This is a genomic window from Mycobacterium sp. NGS22, from assembly GCF_059813095.1.
The window spans coordinates 1-22,494 of record NZ_JCALDY010000022.1 but is presented as its reverse complement, the minus strand read 5'-3'; the positions used below and the strand labels follow the sequence as shown (position 1 = coordinate 22,494).

19 protein-coding genes and 3 pseudogenes are annotated in these 22,494 nt (G+C 64.6%); 14 read left to right on the top strand and 8 right to left on the bottom strand.

Annotated elements, in window-relative coordinates:
• Window positions 1–16: 16 nt before the first annotated feature.
• Genes AC5Y47_RS19300 through AC5Y47_RS19290 form a run of 3 tightly spaced genes read right to left on the bottom strand, consistent with a single transcriptional unit; the run spans window position 17 to window position 2,845 of the window.
• Complete coding sequence (locus AC5Y47_RS19300) at window positions 17–862, bottom strand: aldo/keto reductase (protein ID WP_499945859.1); 846 nt, start codon at window positions 860–862, stop codon at window positions 17–19.
• 48 nt (window positions 863–910) lie between these two features.
• Window positions 911–1,834: a class I SAM-dependent methyltransferase gene (locus AC5Y47_RS19295; protein ID WP_499945858.1), complete on the bottom strand. Its 924-nt coding sequence runs from the start codon at window positions 1,832–1,834 to the stop codon at window positions 911–913.
• 57 nt (window positions 1,835–1,891) lie between these two features.
• Complete coding sequence (locus AC5Y47_RS19290; protein ID WP_499945857.1) at window positions 1,892–2,845, bottom strand: GGDEF domain-containing protein; 954 nt, start codon at window positions 2,843–2,845, stop codon at window positions 1,892–1,894.
• A 127-nt stretch (window positions 2,846–2,972) separates the two neighbouring features.
• Between AC5Y47_RS19290 and AC5Y47_RS19285 the strand changes: the two genes are divergently transcribed.
• The 3 genes from AC5Y47_RS19285 to AC5Y47_RS19275 all read left to right on the top strand — a co-directional run bounded on the left by AC5Y47_RS19285 (window position 2,973) and on the right by AC5Y47_RS19275 (window position 4,196).
• Window positions 2,973–3,233, top strand: a complete 261-nt coding sequence (locus tag AC5Y47_RS19285) for a type II toxin-antitoxin system Phd/YefM family antitoxin (protein ID WP_499945856.1) — start codon at window positions 2,973–2,975, stop codon at window positions 3,231–3,233.
• The gene (locus AC5Y47_RS19280; RefSeq protein ID WP_499945855.1) at window positions 3,230–3,628 is read left to right on the top strand and encodes a type II toxin-antitoxin system VapC family toxin; all 399 of its coding nucleotides are present in this window, start codon (window positions 3,230–3,232) and stop codon (window positions 3,626–3,628) included. The genes AC5Y47_RS19285 and AC5Y47_RS19280 overlap by 4 nt, the downstream gene beginning before the upstream one ends.
• A gap of 97 nt (window positions 3,629–3,725) precedes the next feature.
• Window positions 3,726–4,196: a DIP1984 family protein gene (locus AC5Y47_RS19275; RefSeq protein ID WP_499945854.1), complete on the top strand. Its 471-nt coding sequence runs from the start codon at window positions 3,726–3,728 to the stop codon at window positions 4,194–4,196.
• Window positions 4,197–4,493: 297 nt separating this feature from the next.
• Here the strand turns inward: AC5Y47_RS19275 and AC5Y47_RS19270 are convergent, their stop codons facing one another.
• The gene (locus AC5Y47_RS19270; protein WP_499945853.1) at window positions 4,494–5,057 is read right to left on the bottom strand and encodes an FKBP-type peptidyl-prolyl cis-trans isomerase; all 564 of its coding nucleotides are present in this window, start codon (window positions 5,055–5,057) and stop codon (window positions 4,494–4,496) included.
• Window positions 5,058–5,191: 134 nt separating this feature from the next.
• Between AC5Y47_RS19270 and AC5Y47_RS19265 the strand changes: the two genes are divergently transcribed.
• The 10 genes and pseudogenes from AC5Y47_RS19265 (at window position 5,192) to AC5Y47_RS19220 (ending at window position 15,115) form a co-directional block, all read left to right on the top strand.
• Window positions 5,192–5,539 carry a type II toxin-antitoxin system Phd/YefM family antitoxin gene (locus AC5Y47_RS19265; RefSeq protein WP_499945852.1) on the top strand — a complete coding sequence of 116 codons (348 nt, stop codon included), beginning with the start codon at window positions 5,192–5,194 and terminating at the stop codon, window positions 5,537–5,539.
• A 13-nt stretch (window positions 5,540–5,552) separates the two neighbouring features.
• Window positions 5,553–6,185, top strand: coding sequence for an ATPase (locus tag AC5Y47_RS19260; protein ID WP_499945851.1), 633 nt, complete (start codon window positions 5,553–5,555; stop codon window positions 6,183–6,185).
• Between the two features lie 208 nt (window positions 6,186–6,393).
• The gene (locus AC5Y47_RS19255) at window positions 6,394–10,662 is read left to right on the top strand and encodes a patatin-like protein (protein WP_499945850.1); all 4,269 of its coding nucleotides are present in this window, start codon (window positions 6,394–6,396) and stop codon (window positions 10,660–10,662) included.
• Window positions 10,663–10,989: 327 nt separating this feature from the next.
• Entirely contained in the window at window positions 10,990–11,226 is a 237-nt protein-coding gene (locus tag AC5Y47_RS19250) for a YlcI/YnfO family protein (RefSeq protein ID WP_499945849.1), read from the top strand.
• Entirely contained in the window at window positions 11,223–11,522 is a 300-nt protein-coding gene (locus AC5Y47_RS19245; protein WP_499945848.1) for a type II toxin-antitoxin system PemK/MazF family toxin, read from the top strand. Before AC5Y47_RS19250 ends, AC5Y47_RS19245 begins: the two co-directional genes overlap by 4 nt.
• An 85-nt stretch (window positions 11,523–11,607) precedes the next feature.
• Complete coding sequence (locus tag AC5Y47_RS19240) at window positions 11,608–11,841, top strand: hypothetical protein (RefSeq protein WP_499945847.1); 234 nt, start codon at window positions 11,608–11,610, stop codon at window positions 11,839–11,841.
• A pseudogene (locus AC5Y47_RS19235) lies at window positions 11,831–12,138 on the top strand (type II toxin-antitoxin system PemK/MazF family toxin). The gene AC5Y47_RS19240 and the pseudogene AC5Y47_RS19235 overlap by 11 nt, the downstream one beginning before the upstream one ends.
• A gap of 240 nt (window positions 12,139–12,378) precedes the next feature.
• Window positions 12,379–12,612 (top strand): hypothetical protein, encoded by a 234-nt coding sequence (locus tag AC5Y47_RS19230; protein ID WP_499945846.1) that lies wholly within the window; start codon window positions 12,379–12,381, stop codon window positions 12,610–12,612.
• Window positions 12,609–12,944 carry a type II toxin-antitoxin system PemK/MazF family toxin gene (locus AC5Y47_RS19225; RefSeq protein WP_499945845.1) on the top strand — a complete coding sequence of 112 codons (336 nt, stop codon included), beginning with the start codon at window positions 12,609–12,611 and terminating at the stop codon, window positions 12,942–12,944. Before AC5Y47_RS19230 ends, AC5Y47_RS19225 begins: the two co-directional genes overlap by 4 nt.
• A gap of 518 nt (window positions 12,945–13,462) precedes the next feature.
• Window positions 13,463–15,115 carry a TerD family protein gene (locus AC5Y47_RS19220; RefSeq protein WP_499945844.1) on the top strand — a complete coding sequence of 551 codons (1,653 nt, stop codon included), beginning with the start codon at window positions 13,463–13,465 and terminating at the stop codon, window positions 15,113–15,115.
• A gap of 240 nt (window positions 15,116–15,355) precedes the next feature.
• Here AC5Y47_RS19220 and AC5Y47_RS19215 read toward each other — a convergent pair.
• Both AC5Y47_RS19215 and AC5Y47_RS19210 read right to left on the bottom strand, forming a co-directional pair.
• Window positions 15,356–15,539 (bottom strand): annotated as a pseudogene (locus AC5Y47_RS19215) (IS256 family transposase); the annotation flags it as partial.
• Window positions 15,540–15,958: 419 nt separating this feature from the next.
• A pseudogene (locus tag AC5Y47_RS19210) lies at window positions 15,959–17,205 on the bottom strand (HNH endonuclease signature motif containing protein).
• A 97-nt stretch (window positions 17,206–17,302) separates the two neighbouring features.
• Between AC5Y47_RS19210 and AC5Y47_RS19205 the strand changes: the two are divergent.
• Window positions 17,303–17,869, top strand: a complete 567-nt coding sequence (locus tag AC5Y47_RS19205) for a dihydrofolate reductase family protein (protein ID WP_499945843.1) — start codon at window positions 17,303–17,305, stop codon at window positions 17,867–17,869.
• Between the two features lie 108 nt (window positions 17,870–17,977).
• Here the strand turns inward: AC5Y47_RS19205 and AC5Y47_RS19200 are convergent, their stop codons facing one another.
• Together AC5Y47_RS19200 and AC5Y47_RS19195 are read right to left on the bottom strand one after the other, a co-directional pair.
• Complete coding sequence (locus tag AC5Y47_RS19200; RefSeq protein ID WP_499945842.1) at window positions 17,978–21,274, bottom strand: MMPL family transporter; 3,297 nt, start codon at window positions 21,272–21,274, stop codon at window positions 17,978–17,980.
• 118 nt (window positions 21,275–21,392) lie between these two features.
• The gene (locus AC5Y47_RS19195; RefSeq protein ID WP_499945841.1) at window positions 21,393–22,415 is read right to left on the bottom strand and encodes a TauD/TfdA family dioxygenase; all 1,023 of its coding nucleotides are present in this window, start codon (window positions 22,413–22,415) and stop codon (window positions 21,393–21,395) included.
• Between the last annotated feature and the right edge of the window lie 79 nt (window positions 22,416–22,494).

The following is a 22,494-nucleotide window of genomic DNA, read 5'->3' as shown; positions in this document are numbered from 1 at the left end:
GGTCCCGTGCGTCCGATCAGTCGGGGATGTAGTCGAACTCGTCGGGATGGGCTCCGGTGCGGCCATCCTCGCCACGGTCCAGTCCGCTGATCACCGTCATGTCGTCCCCGGACAGCTCGAAGTCGAAGATCTCGTAATTGGCCTTCATCCGTTCGGGATTCACCGACTTCGGGAACACGATGTCGCCGCGCTGGATGTGCCAGCGCAGCACCACCTGCGCAGGTGTCTTGCCCACTGATTCGGCGACCCCTACCACCACCGGGTCGTCGAGGACCTTGCCCTGGGCGATCGGCGACCACGCCTCGGTCGCGATCTCGTGCTGCAAGTTGTACGCGCGCACCTGGTCGTTGGTGAAGTAGGGGTGTACTTCGATCTGGTTGACCGCGGGCACGATCGCTGAGGCCGACAGCTGATCCAAGTGGTCTGGCTGGAAGTTCGAGACGCCGATGCTGCGGGCGCGCCCGTCTCGGGCGAATTCCTCGAGCGTGGTCCAGGTGGCGAGAAAGTCGCCGTCGTAGAGCGTCGGCAGCGGCCAGTGGATGAGGAAGAGGTCGATGTAGTCGAACCCCAGCGCCGTCAACGTCTCATCGAAGGCGCGCCGCGCGTCGTCGGGCCGGTGGAATCCGTTGTTGAGTTTGCTGGTGACGAAGACCTGGCTGCGGTCCATACCCGCGTCTCGAATCCCTTGTCCCACTTCCTTTTCGTTGCCGTACATCTGCGCGGTGTCGATGTGGCGGTAGCCCAACTCCAGCGCGGAACGAACCGCGGCGGCCGTTTCGTCGGGCTCGATCTGAAAGACCCCGAGACCCAGTTGCGGGATCAGGTTCCCGTCGTTGAGGGTGATTGACGGGACGTCGGTCATGTACTCATTCCTCCTCGTTGCGGTTGTGGACTGGATGCCCACTTCCCGTCAACTTAATTCGGCGCTGAGGTAACCGACCGCCTGGCGGAATTCGGCCAGGATCTCATTGTCCGGCACCACGAAGCCGTAGTCGGCGTAGACCTGCTCGGTGGAATGCCGGGTGACTGTCCAGCCGGTGGACGCCAGATGTTCAGCGGCTTGACGCCTGGGTCCCAGCCACACCAGCTCGGCGACGTCGATGTCGAGTCCGTGTTTGCGCCAGCTGCTGCGCATCGCGCGGGCACGTTCGTCGGTGAACACGCTCATGTCTTTGATGTTCTCGGTCGCCAACCGGCTTCCGGGTGCGCTCAGCGCGGTGATGTTGTCCAGCAGCCGGTCCTGAGCTTCGGGCGGCAGGTAGGGGAGTAGCCCCTCGGCGATCCAGGCGGTCGGCCGGGCAATGTCGAAGTGGTTGTCGCGCAGCGCTTCTGGCCAGTCCTCCCGGAGGTCGATCCCGACGGGACGGCGTTCGGTCGCCGGTTCGGCGCCCAGCTGGGCGAGGGTCACGTCCTTGAAGGTGATGACGTCGGGCTGATCCACTTCGAAGACCACCGTGCCGGCCGGCCACGGCAGTCGGTAGGCCCTGGCGTCGAGCCCGGCGGCCAGAATCACCGCCTGACGGATTCCGGCGGTCGTCGCTGCGTTGAAGAAGTCGTCGAAGAACCTCGTCCGGACGGCCATCTGCTCGCGGCGCTGCTGATAGGTCATCGGCATGTCGGCGTCGTCGAGCGGAATCTCCCCGTCCAGCATGCGGATGAAGAAGGGATGCCCGACCGCGCGCACCAGCGGCTCGGCGAAGCGGTCGTCGAGCAGCGGTTCGGGAGGGGTGGAGGCCAGTGCCCGCGCCGCCGCCACCATCGTCGCGGTAGCCCCGACGCTGGAGGCGAGGTCCCAGCTGTCCCCGTCGGTGCGTGCTGAACCAAATGACGACATCCGCGTACTCCGTTCCGCCGGGACGATGCGATCCTTCGCCAGCCTAACCGTCGTCGATCAGTCAGCGGGCAGACCGCGGGAGCGCTTGGCCGCGTACATGTGCTCGTCGGCCAGACGCAGCAGGTCTTGCTCGCCGGTGGCGATCCCGGCGCTGAAACCGACCTGGCCCTCGACCTCGGACCAGCGGCGGCGCAGCCGTTCGACAACCTGTTCGGCCTGGGCGCGGTCGGCGCCGACGAGCATGAGCAGGAATTCGTCGCCGCCGATCCGAAAGATGATGTCCTCCTTGCGAACTGACCAGCGCAACGCATCGGCGAAGGCGACCAGCAGTTCGTCGCCGGCCTCATGGCCGTGGCGGTCGTTGTAGCGCTTGAAGTTGTCGAGGTCGAGCAGCACGACCGCCGATTCGGCGGCGTGCATCGACAACCGGGGTCCCAGCGTGCTGCGGTCGAGCAGTTGGGTGAGGGCGTCGGTCTGCGCGATCTTGCGCAGCAGCGCACTCTGCCGCTCCAACCGGTCGATGAGCCAGGCCGGGACTTCGGCGACCAGGACCCACATGATCGCGGGCGGCACCGCGGCCGGTAGCGCGGCGGGGAAGTCCCTGGCGCCGCCCACCAGGAACGCCGCGACTCCCAGCGGCACCAGGGTCAGCGACTGCCAGCGGGGGCGGGTCAGGCCGATGTAGGCGAACGCGATCGTGATGGTGCCGGGGAAGTCCCGGGTGGCGTGCGGATCGATCCACCCGGCCAGCACGGTGACGACGAGCCCTCCCACCGGCCACGCCAGCAGCAGGTCGCGCCGCCGTTCCCAGCCGCGAAGCCAGCCGACCACCGCGCCGCATACGCCCAACACCGCGGCTCCGGCCAGCAGCCAGTGCAGCCGGGTTTCTCCCTTGGCAGCCTCGACGTGCGCAGCCGCCACAGCGTAGATACCGAGCATGCACAGATATCCCGCCACACCGATCGCATGCCAGCGTCGCGTTGTGGGTGGAGGGTCCACGTGCCAGGACACGAGCCAAGAATAGGGTTGCGGCGGCTTATCTCGGCGACGACTTCGACTACGCCGTCGGGACGTGCTGGTGATCCAGCTACCGGGATAGCCGAAAGGCTACTTTCTACAGATGTGCTACGTTCGTAGCATGTCAGACGTGGCATCCCGTGAACTCCGCAACGACACCGCAGGTTTGTTGCGACGGGTTCAGGGCGGCGAAGACATCACTGTGACCGTCAACGGAAAAGCCGTCGCGATGCTGACCGCGGTGCGGCCGACTCGGCGCCGGTGGTTGAGCCGGGCCGAACTGCTCCAGCGTCTTGAATACGCACAAGCGGATCCTGCACTGCGCCAACAGCTCTCCGAACTTGCCGGCGACACGACCGATGACCTCGGGCCCCTACGATGACATCCGCAGGCGTGCTCGACACATCCGTATTCATCGCGAAGGAGAGCGGTCGCCGACTGGATGTGTCACAAATCCCCGACGATGTGGCGACAACCGTGGTCACTCTGGCCGAGCTCAATCTCGGCGTGCTTGCGGCGGACTCGTCCGATGTCCGAGCGCAACGACTGCAAACCTTGGATGCGGTCGCTGACATGGTCGCTTTGCCCGTGGATGACAACGCAGCGCGGATGTGGGCGCGGCTTCGCATTCATTTGGCCGAAACGGGCCGGCGGGTCCGCGTCAACGCTCTGTGGATCGCGGCCATCGCCGCTTCGCGCGGGTTAGCGGTAGTGACCCAGGACGATGATTTCGACGCGCTCGAAGGTGCTGCCGGTCTGACGGTTCTTCACGTCTAGCCGCGACGTGCGAAAATCCGTTGCTGTCTTGACGATTCGGCGCCATGATGGCTGTGCCCGTCGGGCAGCCATTGATTTCACGGAGGAGTTGAGGATTGTGAAGCTGGCAGAGGCGCTGTCGCTGCGCGCAACTGCGGCGCGCCGGATCGAACAATTGCGGTCTCGAATCGTGAGCAATGCGCGGTACCAAGAGGGTGAAGACCCGGCTGAGAACGCCGCCGCGCTGCTCACCGAGGTCGATGAGGTCCTGGACGAGTTCGAAGCTCTCATCCGTCGCATCAACCGCACCAATGCCGCCACCGAGGTGGGCGCGGAGGGCACGTTGACCGATGCGCTGGCTCGCCGTGACGCGCTGCGCTTGCGGCATCACGTGCTGAACACGGCGGCCGATGCGGCGGCGGGCAGCAGTCAGTCCGGGTACGCACGCCAACTGCGATCCGAGCTGAAGATGTTGTCCGCGTTGCCGGTTGCCGAGTTGCGTGGTCGAGCCGACGGAGTGGCCCGAGAGCTGCGCGAGCTCGACGTGCTGATCCAGCGCACCAACTGGGAGGCGGAACTGCTGGATTGAGCGGAGGTGAAGCAGGTAGTTGTCATGGAGGCGTGCACAAGCCCTTGACCGGCGGGCAAAGCTGGTCACTCTGGCGCACGGAGGGCAGTGCAGAGGGTTCGATTCCCTCGATCACATCGCAGCCCCGCATCGCGCACAGGTGACAGGGCACGGCACACAGCACACCACCACCGTGCAGATCCATGACGACGAGGGCGGGTTCGGGGTATTCACCATCCAGGAGCTTTCATCGGACCAGAAAAAGACAGGCCGTTATACGTTGACCCCTGACGGCGAATCCACCCGTCTAACCCGGGCTCAGCCCGCGGCGGCGAGGATCTTGAGCACGAAGATGAGCGAGTCGCCCGGCCGGATTCCTGCGCTGGGCTGACCTTCGGGATAACCGTCGGCGGGCGTCGCGGCGACGGCCACCGTGGACCCGACTTTCTGTCCGGTGATGGCCTTCTGGAAGCCGGGGATGACCCCGAGGAGCGAGAAGCTGGCCGGGGCACCGCGCTCGTAGCTGCTGTCGAACACCGAGCCGTCGCGTCCGTTGACGCCCTGATAGCAGACGGAGACCCGCGCCGTAGCCGGTACCACCGGCCCGTCCCCGGCCTGCAAGGTATGGACCTGGGTTTGGGAGACGCTGAACGGCGCCGTCACCGTCACCCGCGGCGCGGCCGCATCTGTCGGACCGACGACCGCGATGCTGCCGGTAGTCCCCGAAAGCGTCCAGTCGCTTGCCGCGCCGGCCGGTGGTGCCGCGGTGGGGCAGGTGCCGGCGGCGGTCGCTACGCCCGATCCATCAAGGGTGGCGCCGGCGAAGACGGCGGATGCGAGCGCGACGGAGGAACAGACCCGGGAGAATTTCACGGCCGCCACGCTACAGCCACCTCGAGGCCTCGCTCGCCGCGAGTCCGCCCGGTGGCGCAAGCTGGGGAGCCGCAGTAGATTGGACTAATCGCACAAATTAGACAAAACAGTCAGAATGGACGTAACCGAGGGGAGTGAGCGCCATGTCTACAGTCGCCTTCCGTAACCGCGACGGCAAGCTGGTCGATGTACCCACGGTGACTGCCAGTCACCTCCGAAATGCCTTCGGCGCCGTTTTTGAAGAGGCCGCCACCCGTGGGGCAGTGGTGATCACCAAGCACGACACCCCGCGGGCGGTGCTGGTGTCGTTCGCCGAATTCGAGGCGTTGACCGCTTCGGCGACCCCCGTCCTCGATGGCCTCAGTGCGCGGTTCGACGAGTTGTTGTCAGCGATGCAGACCTCCGAAGCCAAAGCCGGGGTTGCTGCGGCGTTCGACGCCACACCCGAGGAGCTCGGGGCCGCTGCGGTGAGGGCCGCCCGACGGCGGTGATCCGGCACCGCTCATGGCCCCAGCACGCATCAGCGTAGTAGCGGGCGTCAACGGCGCCGGCAAGAGCAGCATCGTCGGCGCGACCATCCGCGACAACGGCGGTGAGTACTACAACCCCGACGAAGCCGCACGGGAGATCATGGCGGCCCATGCCGGACTGGGCCAGACCGAGGCTAATGCCGCGGCGTGGGAACAGGGCCGAATGTTGTTGCAACGGGCGATCGATGACGGTCTCGACTTCGTGTTCGAGACCACACTCGGCGGCAACACGATAACGGCACTGCTGGCCGCAGCCGCCAAGCGCGGCATAGAGATTCACGTCTTCTATGTCGGGCTCGCCAGCCCGGATATGCATATCGCACGGGTAGGGCAGCGGGTTCGCGCCGGCGGGCATGACATTTCCGACGCCGACATTCGCCGGCGGTACCGGCACAGCATGATCAATCTTGTGACGTTGCTGCCGGTGCTCACCGAGTTGCGGGTGTACGACAACTCGATCACCGCCGATCCCGCGCAGGGGCAGCCACCGCGTCCGGTCTTGGTGCTGCACTGGAAGGAGCGCCGGATAGTCGGTCCCCCCGACTTGACCTCTACGCCAGATTGGGCCAAACCCGTCGTCGCGGCCGCGCTGGAACTCACCAACTGATCAAGGCCCCGAATCCGGGATCATCAACGTCGGCACCGCCAAACCGCTTGTGCGGCAGCGGACAAGGCCGCCTATCCGTCGCGATCGCCACCTGCAGCCGTCGGCGAATCTCGCCCAGCACAACGAAACAGCGGTACAGGGCGTCTCACCAGTGACACACTCTAGTGATGGGCCGTCTGTCGTGCCCATCGACCGCGAGGGGGGCGCGATGACCGAGAAAACTTCGGCGGCAGCGACGCCGAAATCTCCGATAGAGAAGACCGATCCGGAAATCGAACGCGAATTGCGGCTGGCCGTCACGATGAACGGCGGCGTCAGCCTGGCGGTCTATATCGGTGGTGTCGCACACGAATTCAACAGATTCACCCGAGGCGCCGCTGGATATCGCGCACTGCTGTCGAAGTTCGGTTACGCGTCGAAGGGCCCGACCGACGAGCCGTCTGATGTGTTACCCATCATCGACGTCATCACAGGCACCTCAGCCGGCGGGATCAACGCCGCGGCGCTCGCGCTTGCCCAAGCCAACGTCAACGGCGATCTGGATGTGTTGAAAGGGCTGTGGATTCAGCACGGGCAGATCGGGGACCTGATGAGGGAGCCCTTTCATGCCGGTCCGGCATCCATCTTGCGCGGTGACGACTTCTTCTACCCGCAGATCCGCGCGGCCTTCAAACGACTGATCGACGGCTACCAACGAGCCCCCAAGATAGTCGAGGACTCTGAGGATTCCGCCGCACGTCCCGCAGGCCAACGACGTTTGCGTCCAGTGGATTTGACGATTCCTGCCACATTGCTGACCCCCATCCAAACCTTCTCGGTCGATGATCTGGGAACCGGCATGGTGCAGCCCCAACATGCGGGTCTCTTCTATTTTCGGGGCAGCAACCGAAGTGTTCCGGACGACGGTCCACCGGCAGACGCCTTCTCGGATGGACCCGCAAAGAGGGATGGACGAAACGTCAAGGATGACAGCGACGAGCGGCGCGAAATCGATGTAACCGTTGAAGCTCTCGCGCTGGCGGCGCGCGCCTCCGCAGGCTTCCCGGCGGCCTTCGAGCCGACCTTTGTTCCCGTGCGATACGACGGCACCACCGATGACAACCGGCCGGACATGGGGTATTACGCGGATTGGGCAGTCACCGGAAAGCAAGAGGACGACACACGAGATCTGTCACGTTTTGCCGTTGACGGGGGAGTACTCGCCAACACGCCGACCCGCCCCGCGTTGTCGGCGATTCGCCGACAAACAGTCACCAAGACAATGGTGCGCCGGGTCCTTGTCCTCGTCCATCCACACGCTGAATACGCCAGCGACATCGACAACATCGGTGATGATCCAGGCAAACCACCCACGCTCGCAGGCACTCTCACGAAGGTCCTGAGCGCCTCCGGATCTGTTGGCTCTCGCACTTACGTCGAGGAGATCCGCCAACACAATGACCTCGCGCTGCGGTGGCGCGACGGCCGAGAAGCCGCGATGGTGCAGTTCACTTCCGACACGCTGGCCGACTTCATCGGTGAGACCGACGACGGGTGCCCGTCCTGGCAGCTGTTCCGTCGCATGCGAATGCGGCGCGCCGCGTACGTCATGGCGCAGCAGATACGCGAAGATTTCGCAACGCCTTTCGCCAAGTTGATGCAGTACGCCGCCGAAGTCTTGCAGGACGCTGATGACAGCAATGCGGCTGGCTTGCCATTCCTGCCCAAGAGGCCACCCGGACCCAAGGACTTCGATAAGAACTCGAAGGAATGGCGGTGGGGACTGCAGTTGGCGGTCGGCGTCGCGACCCAAGCGACCGATGTGCTGCGCCAGCTGATCAACTCGCGACAGGACATTCCGGTCTCCGAGACAGACTGCACCGACCTAATCGCCAAAGCTTATGAGGCGTGGGAGACAGCGGTGAACGTCGGCATCGAGCTCGATCAGATCGGGGAGGAACAAGATCGGGAAAGACGGTCCAAAGCGGCCGCCGCCCGACAACGCCGGATAGCGGCTGCCAGGCAACGCGCGTCCGTCGACAGTCCGCCACACGAAGAGGAGCAGGAGAGCAACAGAATCCGCAAATGCCTTCGCCAAAACCTGTGCGACTACGCCACCAAGATGCTGTCGACGACTACCAGCGATGCGACCAACACCGCGGAGACCTCAGACGGCGAAAGAACGATAAAGGCATTGCGCCGTATCGCTTCTTCTTTTGTCAAGGTCGTCACCGCTCTCCAGGCAGCACTCGCCGCGTCGAACTCAGGTGCCCCTCACCGTGATGGTACGGCGCAGGAGGTTCCGCGAAACAAGACCGCATCACTGCTGGAGCCGCACAATCCGCTGCGCAACGTCACCGACGAAACCGAGCTTCTGAAGCGGATGGTCCAAATCGAGATCGTGGCCTATCTCACCGCCGAACAGGACGTCAACGACGCGTCGGTGCCCACTGCGCCAATCGAATTCGTCCAGTTGAGTGCGCAGATCCAGCAACACTTCGCGCCCCGCTTCACCTCCGACGACAAACTCGCCGGGATGTCCCTGAACCGGTTCGGCGCGTTCCTGAAGCGGGCATGGCGCGCCAACGACTGGATCTGGGGTCGGCTCGACGCGGCCAAGATACTGATGCTCATCATCTTGACGCCCGAGATGATTCGAGGACTGAATGACAGCAACAGCGAGGCCGCCGGGCAAAACGGTAGCGCCGAACAGATTGTCGACGATATAGCCGAGCGGGCGTTTGCGAACGATGAGCTCTATGTCGCCCTCGCGAAACCCACACCTGCCAACGAGGCGCCAAGCAAGCTGGGGCGATTGCGTACGGACGCGATCACGGACGTGAAACGGGCCCTCGCCGGCAGTGACGAGCCGATGGTCAATCTCGCCAGCCTTGCCGCGTACGGTTTCCAAATCGCAACAGCCGCAGAGGATGTCCCGTGGCTGGCCACGACGATTCTCGACGATCGCGAAGATGGGGCGACCGGGGCAGAGACCGCCGAATTCATCAATCAGTTTGATTCCCTTCACCGAGACGGTGACGGCGGCCGGCCGCCTGACGGTTATCGGTTGCTCACGCTGTTTGCCGACTCGCGCATCGGACAGGAAGCTCTGGCCGGTCAGATGCCGAGCGATCTGATGATTCGTACCACCGCGACCGCGGCCGCCACTGCGTTGACAGCACTGAGCTCCGAGAGGTCCGGATTGGGTTTCGCCGCACCGGTGACCAGGGTGGCTCGTGGCTTCATCGCTCTGCCGTATTGGACGCTGACGAGTTTGTCCAGTCGAAGCCCCGTCGCCAGAACTCTGGCCACCTTGATGTTGGCACTCGGCGTGACTTTGACTGCGCTGTCGCTGCTTACGGATCTGCCAGGCTTTGTGGGCAAGTTGGTGCCGACCGTCGGGATCACGGCGCTGCTCACACTTCTGGTGTTCGCCACGTTGCGGACGCGCTCGTTGGTACACGGGGCGGCGTTACTCGGCCTGTACATTCCACTGATCGCCTACGCGACAGCCGGTGCCACGCAGCCTACGAACGCCAAGGCCCCGGGCGAAGCAAGTGTCGGAGTGATTTGTCTGGTGTTGCTGGTGGCATCGGTGGTGGTCGTCGCCAACTTTGCCCCGAACACGCGATCGCCAATTGCTACTCTCAACAAGTTGTTTCGCGCGTCACGGTCATGGATACGCGCTCGCAAGGCCGTGCTGGTGCGCACACTGCTGATCTTTGTCGCCGGTGGGGCGGCGGCACTGCTGTTTTACGTCTGGCTGAGGCAGCCGATCCTGGATCTCTACCACCGGTGCCCGTGGGCACAGGGTTTGGTTGCGTGGCTGGGACGCAACCTCAGCAGCAGTCCGTGGACCGGCGACTTTTGTTCTCTCGCAATCGTTCCGGTGGTTGGCGCGGCTCTGTACGGAGGCGTTGCGGCGTATCTCATCTCGAGGCGGTTCCGTCCGTCAGCACCGGCCGGTTCTGTCACGCGGCTAGCCGACCCGGCCGGTCTGGCGACGGCGTGGTCGCCGGTGTACGGGTCCTTCTACCTCCTGGCGGGTGTCACATTGGTACCCCTTTTGGGTATGGGCGTACGCAATTGGCTGCAGACCGCGGCAATCGTCTCGACCGTCTTCGGGCTGGTTTTCTGCGTGGTCGCGGTACATCTGATTCCGTTCCTGCGCGAGCGACGACTTGTACGACGACTCGCGACACATTTCGGACCGCGCGGCAATCCTTACGACGATGCCGAGTTCATCAGCGCGCTAGCGACTGTCGGAGAGTTCTCCAATTACTTGCTGGGCGTCAAGACGGATCAGAGGGCCGACACGACGCCCGTCGGGGCCGACACGCTGCCCGTCGGCCCCACAATCCGACCGTCCGTTTTGTCGAAGCACGGCAAGCGGGTGCAGAAGCGCGTTTGCCGTTCCGTCGAAAGCCAACGGCGGCAACGTAATCCAACCGGGTCGCTAGCCGCCGGCCGGGCTGGCAAGCAGTCCAAGGAACTCTGAGCCGCCGAGCGGGGAGCGGTTATCGGAAGCCGGCGGCGGTGTTGGCGGAGCTCCGCCCGCTGCCGCGATCCAGCGCAGGCTCAGCCGAACTCATTCGTCGCCGCAAGAATCTCCCACAGGTGAGCGTCCAGACGCGCTCCGACGCGCCATCGATGATCTGAACCGACTCGTCGCTGTGACAACCGTTTCGAGCCGGGGGACCCTGGACACCTCAACGGTGATCCTCCTCGGGCGGATATCCGACCCATCCGAGAAAACGTCGGCTGGCAAGCGTCCACGCGTCAATCAGTGGTAGCGTCTCGCATCCCACATCGGTACCATAGCGCGATGAGCAAACAGATCGCCGTTCGGCTCCCGGACGAGGTCGTCGATTTCATTGACAGGGAAGTGGACCAGCGGCACGTCGAGAGCCGTGCATCGTTTGTACTCAAAGCGCTCGAACGTGAGCGACGCCGGCTTATCGCCGCCCGCGATGCGGCGATTCTGGCCACCCGGACCACGGCCGACGATGACTTCTATGCGCTCGCTGCTCATACCTCTACCCTCGAGTTGGATATCGATTGAGGCCAATTCACCTCGCCCAACTCGATAAGGCTCGGCCGGTTCTGATCCTCACTCGGGAACTCGTGCGGCCTCACCTGACCAGAGTCACCGTGGCACCGATCACCGGAACAGCTCGCGGCCTGTCGACCGAAGTTCCAGTAGGTGTGCGTAACGGGCTCGAGAAAGATTCCGTCGTCAGCGTCGACGACATTGTCACGATCCCGGTTACGGCCCTGGGCCGCCAGATCGGGTTCTTTCTTCCTGATCAAGAGGAATCGCTGACATCGGCGATTCAGCACGCCTTCGATCTGGACTGACAAGCAGGGGCCGTGGCGAATTCGCTTGCCGCGCGGCTTATTGCCGATGCGCCGACTGTCATACAAAACGTCGTACGCTGTTGCTGTGGCTGACACGATTTCCTTCCGGCCGGACGACGACACGTCCAAGGCGCTGGAGGTCTTGACCAAAGATGGCACGGCCGTGTCCGCGGCCGTTCGATCTGCCCTCATCGAGGCGGCACGACGGAAGGCCGCCGCGGCGATTCGCGCCGAGGCGGAAAGTCTTGCCGAAGACGAGTCCGATCGCGCTGAGGCAATGCAGGTGCTGCGCGATATGGAGACGCTGCGTGCGTGGTGAGGTCTTTCAGTTGCATGCCCCACGGGGGAGTCGCGGTCACGAGCTGTCGGTTTCCCGCTACGCCGTCGTCGTCCAGTCAGATCAGCTGCCTCTGTCAACCTGGCTGGTTCAACGTCTACGTCGGCCCGTGCCGCAAGCTTCCGTCCCGAGGTTCAGATCGGTGGCGTGAACACCCGGGTGCTTGCCGAGCAGGCCGCGGCGGTCGACCCGGGCCGACTCGGCAGGAGCATCGGGTTCCTCAGCTTCGACGAGATGCGCCGCGTTGATGCGGCGTTGCGCATCGTCCTCGATCTTTGAGCGCTGCCGCAGCGCAACGTGGCGAGCTTTACCGGTAACCCGCCATATTTGATCTCGCCGTATTCCTCACCGAGGCAAGCCGCGATCGCCACCGAGTCCTAGATCTGAAATCTGGGCGTCGTCCTGGCCAAGCAGGAGAGCACGGGTCGGGTAGCACTCGAAGCCTGCCCGGCGTTCGTTTGCTGAACGCATGGGACGATCCGCCATGCCCTATGTCTACAATTCGTCTACACTGGCTTTATGGCAGCAGAAACCACAACTGTCCGAGTCCGCCGTTCCGATTCTGAGCGGCTGCAATCTCTAGCCAAGGCTCGTCAAACCGCTGTCGTCGACGTCGTGCACGCAGCCATCGACGCCTTGGAGAGGCAGGAATTCCTGCGCGGGCTCAATGGGGATTACCAGCGCCTGCGCAACGACCCCGAACTGTGGGAGCAATACCTGGCCGAGCGTCACGAGTGGGACGCACTGGCTTGATCTGGCGAGGGGAGGTCTACCACGTCGATCTCGGCCAGCCAGTCGGACACGAGCCAGCCTTTCGCCGACCGGCGGTGGTGGTGTCGGTCGACATTCTCAACAACGGACCGGGCGGTTTAGTGGTCGTCGTCCCGATCACGACCACTGGTTACGGCCTGCGAAGCCACGTCGAACTTGAGCCAGTGATCAGCGGGTTGGGCCACACTTCCTACGCGCGCTGCGACCAACTGCGGGTGATCTCCGTCGAACGACTGTCATCTCGCCAGGGAATGGTTAGTCAAGAACAGATTCAAGCCATTGACCAAGCACTGCGCTTCGTCCTAGATCTGTGATGCCCAGCTCTCGGGATAGCGCGTCGTCGTCGAATGAAACAATTGGGCTGATTCATCAGATGAAACGGCGTAGTTTACCGGTAACCCGCCATATTCGATTTCGTCGTATTCCTATCCGTGCATTGCGGGGGACTGACTCTGGCAGCCGAGTCCGGACGGCTTGTGTCGTACGTGATGCCGGACCGGGCGACGGTCAGCCGCCGACCCGAAATTAGCCAGCGATTTGTTTGCTGGACGGGTCTCGCGGTCAGCTGGCGAGCCCGAGGCAACGGCCCTGGCATCGCTCGGGGTCGCGACTATCATCAGTCCGATTCCTTGAACGGACAGAATGTCGGCGCAGCTGAGTAGGGTCTCTCAGCGGGCCGTCGATGGGATTGAATGTATGAGCGTGGAACTGCCTCGGAGCTGGCCGACATCTTGGCCAAACCGCCGAGGCCGCCGCGGCCCTTCTCGTAGAAACCGGCGAGGTGTCGCACCAAGATGCATGATTCAACGATGTCGGCGGCCGTCCATCGAAAGTGGCGGGATCGGATCGGTCAAAAGTGTGCCCTAACCCAAAGCAATTAGCACGTGGCGCCAATACGGTGGTGCCGACTACCCAGCTGACGATCCGGCTCCGATGGGGGACAGGTATTAACGTCGACCCCGAGGCGCTATTGGTTACCTCGACGCGGAAAGTTCGATCCGATCACGATTTCGTGTTCTATAACGCGCCCCGACACCGATCCGGCGCAGTATCGCTTCAGGAAACGACACCCACCGCTGCCACGATGCTGATCGACCTCGGTGCGGTCGAGTCCGGCATCGACGCGATTGTTATCGCAGGCTCTGTGGATTCCGGCACATTCGCTGACACCCGGTTCGTATCGATCACTGTTGGGTCGACCGCCGGAGCACTGGTCGAATTCCAGCTCGCTGATCCACAGGCGATTTCGGCGATGGTGTTGGGTGAGATATACCGCCGAAACGACGGTTGGAAATTCCGCGCCGTCGGCCAGGGATGGGACACCGGGTTGAAGGGCCTTGCCATCGACTACGGCATCACCGTCGACGAGGAACCACCAGTCCAACCTGGTGGATCGCATCCAGACACCCCACCGCCGCCTCTAGGCCGGCGCGCCGACTGGTACCCCGACCCTGCTGATGCGAGTGTTCAACTCTGGTGGGACGGGAGCCGCTACACCGGCGAGTCCTACCGCCTACCGCCACAGCACGACCCGGTCGTCTGTGAGCGCTGCGGCCAACCACGAAAGAAGCGACGATTCGGCGCTCCTCGCCCCTGTCGGACGTGTGAAAACCACGCCAACGCCGTCCTCAGCCAGTGGCGGGTGGACGCCACCAACGTGCTCGCCACCACCGGACCCCACGGACCGCCTTGGGATTCTCTCTGGTCAACACTGCGGCGCGCTCGGATCGCCGAGGACTCCGGGCGCGCAATCCTACGCCCGCTCGCATTGGCCCACCTTGAGCGTGTCGTTGCGTTCGCCTTCGCGGACGGTGTGATCGAACAACACGAACTCGACGGATTCGAAACTGCCGTCGCAGCCCTGGGGATCGCCGATCCCTCCATCGACGACATGCGCAACCGACTGCTTCGTGGCCTGGAGCTTTCACGCATCCGCGACGGCAACCTCCCTCGCATTCAGCACGGAAGTCTGCACCTCGAAATGGACGAGATCCTCCACCTCGATGAGCCGGCGACACAGATTCGGTATCTCGCCAGTGGGCCAAAGCAGAACCCAGGTCGGCTGATCGCCAGCAGCCGCAAGCTTCGGTTCGTCGGCGTCGGAAGTGGCACCGAGTTGCCGTGGACGAAGGTGATCTCGGTGCGCAGCGAATACCGGAATGTCGTCGTCGAGGCGACCACGGCGCGAGGCAGCGCCACCTATGTGGTGAACGACAGCGCGTATGTGACTGCGGTTTTGGAAGGAACGGTGCGAGTCGCAAAACGCCTCATCCTGGTTCGCGGCCAGCGGGACACTCGCGCGATCCCGCAACACGTTAAATCGGCTGTCTGGCAACGTGACGGCGGCATGTGCAGGCAATGTCGCGCGACACAATATCTCGAATACGACCACGACATCCCACTCTCCCGCGGCGGCGCCACAAGCGTCGACAACCTGCAAATCTTGTGCCGCCGATGCAATCTCGCCAAAGGCGCACGAATCTGAGCCGAAGTTGGCCCGCTAGGCGTCTAGAGCGGACCGCAGCCATGCCCATCGACGATCCGGGCCAGGATGCGGCGAGCGGTATGGCGCTGCTTCTTAGTTAGGGGCGGCCTGAGAGGCGTAGCGCCTCTTGCACGGTCGGTTCGACCAATTGAGTAAGTAGTATGCGACAGTGCCCCGTGGGGTGGTGGACTTCGGATCGGCGTGTGCTCACGCGTGGTGATCAACGAGTCGCGATGAATGTTAGGCGATTTGGCGTTGCTCGGCGAGGGGTTGGTCGGCGGACTGTTTGGTGGCGATGACTTTGCGGAGTTCGGCCATGGAGATCTCGGACAGGTAGCGGCGGGTGACCTGCCATTCGTCGTGACCTTCGATGACCGGCGGCGGCCAGGCGCAGGAACGCGGCGGGGTTGGGGAAGATTTTTAACGACGTCGGCGCGTGCGTTTGATCAGATGAAACGGCGACGCTTAGTTGACATAATGTCGCTTATCGGCAAATCGACTACGTGGGCGGACGGTGGAGTTGTCCTGCAACGCCTGGAGATTCGCCACTGCACTGCCGTGCACCCACGGCCTGCCGCAGGCAACTGAGCTCTACTGCTTGCGTCGCCGACTGTCTCAATCCGCAGCCGCCAATGGCCGGGCGTCACCCTTCCGTCGTCATCAGAGTGCGACGGCCTGACTGCCGTGGCGTCGCAACCCACCGCTGACCCGCACCGGTCCTGCACAGGCGCCGCCGCCCTCCACTGTTATTTCGTCACCGTGACGAATTGCGTTACAGCGCTGGGTTATTGAGGCCCCTGCAGATCAGGCAACAACAAACGAATCGTGGTCAGCGCGTCGTCGCTAAGTCTCAGCCTGTTTAGCTTCGGTTGCGGTGCCCGGTGGTTCGTAGGGTTGGTACCACCACCAGTCGGCGCGTTCGCCGTGGGGTCCCCGCCACGGCGGGACGTCGGGCGGAGGCTCGTTGGGCGGACGCGCCAGGGATCCTGAGCTCAGCGCCCGCCCGTCACTGTCGGTGACCACCAGACTGTCGGCGGGTCCGGTGAGGGTGATCAACCCGCGGTGGTGGGCCCGATGGTGATAGGGGCACACAAGCACCAGGTTGAACAGTTCGGTAGGCCCGCCGTCTTCCCAATGGCGAAGGTGATGGGCATGCAGACCCCGGGTGGCCCCGCACCCGGGCACCGCACAGGTGGGATGGCGGTGCTCGAGCGCCCGGCGCAGCCGCCGATTGATCACCCGAGTCGTGCGGCCCGCGCCGATGGGCTCGCCGTCGCGTTCGAACCACACCTCGCAGGTGGCGTCACAACTCAGATACTGGCGTTCAGCCTCGCTGAGCAGTGGCCCCAGATGCAGCGCGGCGGCGCGCTGCGCGACATCGACGTGCACCACCACGGTGGTGTGCTGCCCATGCGGACGGCGGGCGGCCTCGGTGTCCCAGCCGGCCTCGACCGGCCGCATAAACGCCTCTCCGTTACCGGGCAGCGGCGGGCGCAGATCGGGGTCGCCGTCGCTGTGATCGTTTTTCCATTCGGTGACCAGTGCTTCCCGATGCGCAGTCAGCGCGGCGTCAAATGTCGCCGCATCCAAGTGCGGCAGTTTGATCCGCCAGCAGGTGAACCGCTCATCGCAGGTCTTGGTGATCACCGGTCGCGTCGGCTCGGGCGCGGGCTCGGGCTCGGGGCGCGGTTCGAGCTTGACCGCGGTGCGTAACTGCCGACCGTGGCCACCGCCGCCAACTGCGCATAGTGCTCGTCAGATCCTTCCCCGGTGCGCGCGGCAATCACCCCGACCTGATCCAGCGACAACCGTCCCTCCCGCATTCCTTGGGCGCAGCGCGGGAACTCCTCGAGCCGGCGCGCCACCGTGGTGAGCGTGTGCGCGGTCGCCGAAGACAAAGCCAGCTTCCAGCCCACGAACGCCGCCACCGAACGCGCACCGGTGGCCCCGCACAACTCGTCGCGCTCCATTTCGGCCACGATCTCCACCACGCGCCCATCGATGGCGTTGCGCTGACCGGCCAACTCCGCCAGTTCCTCGACCAACGTATCCAGACGCTCACGCGGACTCACGACGGGAGACGACGACATAACCTCATCATCGCAGCGAGGTATGACAAGTTCGGACCGCGCAATTCAGGCGCGTGGCGCCGCGATGATTTTTGTCCGCCGGTGCAGTCTGATCTGCATGGGCAAACTCATCTATGGCTTCAACGTGTCGGTGGACGGCTACATCGCGGACGCGCACGGCAACATCGACTGGTCCGAGCCGAGCGAAGAACTGCACCAATACTGGAACGACTTCGCGCGAGAGACCGCCCTGTCGTTCTACGGCCGACGCCTCTACGAACTGATGTCCGCGTACTGGCCGACCGCAGACGAGGCCCCGGACGCCACCCCTTTGATCGTCGACTACGCGCGGATCTGGCGCGACATGTCCAAGGTGGTGTTCTCGCGCACGCTGGAGTCCGTCGACTGGAACTCCCGCCTGGAACGCGGCGACCCGGTCGAGGTGGTGACGAAGCTGAAAGCCGAAACAGACGGCAGGCTGGAGGTGGCCGGTGCAACCCTGGCCGCACCGATCGTGCAGGCCGGGCTGGTAGACGAATACCGGATCGTCGTTGCGCCTACCGCCGTGGGCGGCGGCACCCCGTTCTTCCCGGCCCTGCCGTCATGGATCTCGTTGCGACTGTTGGAGAATCGCACCTTCCCGTGCGGCACGGTCCTGCTGCGCTACGAAGCGAAACGCGACTGATAGCGCTTCCCTACTAATCCCCCGCGCAAGACGTCGACTCTGCCCCGATGGCCGCGACCTGCCGAGAGTCCGGGCGGCTAGAACCACCCAAATCCCCTGCCCACGAACCTATCTCCCGATATCCGCCCGCCCCGAATGTGGACGTCCCGGCACGCCGTGATGCACATTGACCCGCGGTCCGCGTTGCAAGGCATCCGCGGTCGTCTCGTGCAACCGAAGAATCCGCCCGCCGACCTGGACGTACGCGCCCGGCCGCCAGACGACGGGCTCCCACGGACTGAGCCTGGACCAGCGCAGCTGTGGCTGTTCGCGCACGAACACTCCATTGGTGGAATTCGTGTCGACGATGAACACTTCGCCGTTGACGATGCGCACTTCGGCGTGGGCTCGTGACATCTCGCCGGAGTGATCGTCGATGCGCACGGGACGAAGTCCCCGCTGCGCAGCTTCCGACCCGTGCGGATCCCGACCGATCAAGCAGTCCCGATCGACCTCGAAGCGGGAGTTGTCGTCGAGGGAAACCCAGCGCTTCGGCTGCGGCGCATGGTCCATCGGGGCGGCAGGCACGTTCTCGAAGCGGGCGGGCTCGGGGCGGTGCGGGGGCACCGCCGGCGCGTCCCGCCGCGACCACAGGACGGCACCTTGTCCCGGCACGGTCCCGCCGGAGAGCTTGTAAACGCCCTGTCCCTCGGCTGCGGCGCGCGGCCTCGCGATGAATTCGTCGACGGTGATGACGGCCGCGACGACCGGTACCGGCACCGACCGGTGCACCAAGCGTCCGCGGCCACGCAACACCGTCTGACCCATACCGTCGTCGAGTGCCACGGTGACACTGCCGCACAGCAGGATCTCCAGACCCGTCGCCGTCGGCATCACGATCCCGATGTCGACCAGCGTGTGGTCCCAGGGCTCCTTGGCGAGTTTCTGGAACGCGCTGACCAGCTTCTGCGGGTCGGACCGTCCAACCATGTCGGACAATGCGGCCATCTGCTTGGCGGCCAGGGAGTGCTGAGACAGCGGCGACCGCTCGCGGTGCGCCACGACGATCACTGTGCCGTTGACGTTGGCCACCAGGTGCTGTCCGGGGATGACCTCGATCTCGCTGGACGACGCGGCCGGGGTGCGCCCGACCACGACGGGTTCCTGGGGCACCCACGCAGGAACGCCAACCGGCATCTCGGGGGGACCCGCCGGGGCGGGGGCCGACGGGGCCGCGGGTGCAGCCGGGGCCGGGGCGACGGCCGCCGTGGCCGGGGTCTCGATGACTTCCGCGGACGGCGCCTCGCTGATGCCGATGCGAGAGTGCAACCACCGCAACGGTTTTGGCGCCCACCAGTTGAGGTCGCCGGCGACCTGCAGGAACGCGGGCACGACGACGCCGCGGATGATCGTCGCGTCGATCACCACGGCCAGCGCGGTGCCGATGCCGAACATCTTCATGAACGACAATCCGTTGGCGAACGAGACGAGGGTGATCGTCAGCAACAGCGCGGCACTGGTGACGATCCGGCCCACCCGGCCCAATCCGATGACGGTGGACGCGGTATTCGAAAGCCCGGAGTCGCGGGCTTCCTTGATGCGGCTGAGTAGGAAGATCTCGTAGTCGACGGACAAGCTGAATGCGATCGCGCACAGCAGCACGACCATCGACAGGTTCAGCGGCGCCGGTGTGATTCCCAGCAGCCCGGCCAAATGCCCTTCCTGGAAGACCCAGACCATGATCCCCAGGACCGCGCTCATCACAAGCAGATTCAGCATCAGCGCCTTGATCGGCACCACGACGCTGCCGGTGAACAGGAACAGCAGGATGAAGGTGGCCACCGCGATCAGACCTATCGCGAGTGGGAGCTTGGCGCCGATTGAGCTGAGGCTGTCGATGAGCGTCGCGGTCGGACCGCCCACCTCGATTTGACGGTTGGTGATCTTGGCCCGGATGTCACGGACGACGTGCTGGGCGGTGTCCGAATCGGCCTGCACCGACAGGTAAACGATCGCGTAGCTCGGCCCGGACACCGCCGGCGTCGGTCCGGCCGCCTGGCCGTGCTCGAATCTGCCGATGGGACCGGTGACGAGCACGACGCCGTTCATGCGCGAGATGTCGGGGGCGAGGGTCTGCAGCGCGCCGGCGTCTTTGCGGGTGACCAGGGTGATCGCCTGCGAGGGGTCCAGCGCGAAGTCGCGTTGCAAGGACTCGGAGACCAACCGCGCGCTCGAGTTCGTCGGCAACGCTCGCTCGTCGGGCGTGGCGAATTGGACGTTGAGGAACGGAATGCCCAGTCCCAGCAGCATTGCGACGACCGGCAGGGCGTAGATGAGCGGCTTGCGCGTCACCAGTTCGGCGAAGTGCCGCCAGAACAGGGAATCGGCTGAGGGCGCCACCTTGCGGCGGATGATCGACAGCGAGTCGACGCGTTTGCCGAGCAGAGCCAGCAGCGCGGGCAGGACGACGATCGCGGCGAACGCCGACAGCAACACGGTGGCCGTGGCCGCAAGACCGACGGACCGCAGGAAGTAGGTCGGGAACACCAGCAGGCTGGTCATCGCCAGGGTGACCGTTGCCGCGCTGAACAGAATGGTCCGGCCGGCGGTGGTGACGGTGGCGACGATGGCGGGATGTTGCTCTTTGCCGTTGGCCAGTTCCTCGCGGAACCGCGACACCATCAGCAAGCCGAAATCGATGGACAATCCGAGACCGAATGCGGTGGTGACTGTCAGGGCATGCACCGACACATCGGTGATCGCCGTCATCAGCAGCAACACCGACAGCGTCGAGACAATCGAGACGACGCCGACCACCACGGGCAGCGCCGCGGCTATCAGGCCGCCGAACACGACGACCAACACGGCGAGCGAAACGGGCACCGCGATGCTCTCGCTGGTCTTGAGATCTTGTTTGACCTTGTCGCGGATCTCCTGCTGCACCCCCAGGCCGCCACCGGCGCGCACCGCGACGTTCCCGTCATGGGGCAGATCGGCGATGATCCGCTTGGCGGTCTCGGCGGCCTCGTCGGCGGTGCCACCGACATGCACGAGCATGAGTCCGGAACGGCCGTCTTTGCTGCGCAGGTCCGAGGCCCCCTCGTCGCCGAAGGATCTGGTGATCCTGGCTTTCGGCTCGGACGCGACGAGTCGAAGCACCTGATCGCGCACCGCCGCGACCTCGGGGCTGTCGACGGTGCCTTCGCGCGGCAGCAGCTGAATCACCAGATTCGGATTCGTGCCGAACTGCGCGTTCATGTAGTCCTCGGCTTGCGAGGACTCCGACGCGGGATCGGTGTTGCCGCCGGTGCCGAGCTTGTCGGACACCGAGCCGCCGAGCACGACGCTGATGCCGAGCAGGACCAGCACGGCCGCCAGCACCAGCTTGGGTCGCCGCACGGTGAATTCGGCCAACCGCCTCAACATGTCTGCCTCTCCCCCGTGCCTGTTCTGCTGCTCCTGGCAGCGTGCCGCGCGGACCTTGGCGCTTTCTAAATGGAGATCACAGCGTGAATCTAGGCCGGTCAGCTGGCCGTGTCGACGGTTAGTTGCGCGGTTCTCCGGCGAGCCACAGCCGCACCAGGCAGCGCCGGGCCCGCACGTCAGGCGCGTCGACGAAAGCGCGGCGGTTGTGCAGCGTCGTGTAGTTGTCGGCGAACAGGACGTCACCGGGTTGCAGCGTGAATTCGACGGCGTTGGCTGGGTCGGTCAGGGCACGGTCGAAGGCGTCGAGCGCCTGGCGTTGCCGGTCGGTGAGCGGGCGGCCGCCGCGGTAGTGGCCGAGTTCGATGTGCAGCCGGTTGTAGCGGATCCGGACACCGTCGGTGGTGTCGGTGAAGATCGCGCCCTCGGTGATCGGGTCCTCACCCGGCTGGGTCTCGTGCGAGCGGTCGAAGCAGAACTGCCCGTACAGCTCGTCGACCAGCCCGGGGTCGGTGGCAAGCAGCGCGTTGTAGGCGCTGTGGCCGCTGACCATCAGCGACTCACCGCCCGACACCGCCTTGCGCAGGCACAACAACCCCAGGATGTCGGGCCGGCTGCCGGCGTAGGCGCACGCCGAGTCGGTGTGAAAGATCAACGCCGAGTTCGTCTTCGAGCCGCGTGCCTCCCCGACCGTCTGCCCGGTGTCCTGAACCAGGTAGACGCGGTCGCCCTGGCGGTTCTGCGGCTGCGGGCCGCCCAGGTAGGTGCCCACACCCCAGTAGAGCATCGAGAGTTCCTCGTCCGTCCAGCCCTCGAGGGGCAGACCGCGCAGCACGCAGAAGCCCGGCCCCAGGCGCAGGCAGTGCCGCATCGCGCGGGCGACCTCCACCAGCTCCGGCTGCCGGAAGTCCGACGCCACGATGGTGTCCAGCCGGCGGCCACGACGGCGCAGCCGGTTGCGGATGTCCAGGAAAGCTTCGACCTGGCGCGGTCCCACCGCGATCATGTAGTCCCAGGCGTGCAGGCTGTCCCGGTTCCAGACCGACGGTCCGGTAATCGGAGGACGGACGGCCGCTTGAGGTTGTGCCGCCTTCTTTCCGAAGAGCAGTTCGTCCCTGCTGCGTTCTGCGGTGATCATCCCCATGATCTCTCCCCTTTGGTCTAGCTTTGGCGCTTTCTATGAGTTTGACGTGTCCGCCTTGATGAATTCTTGGAAAGCCGCC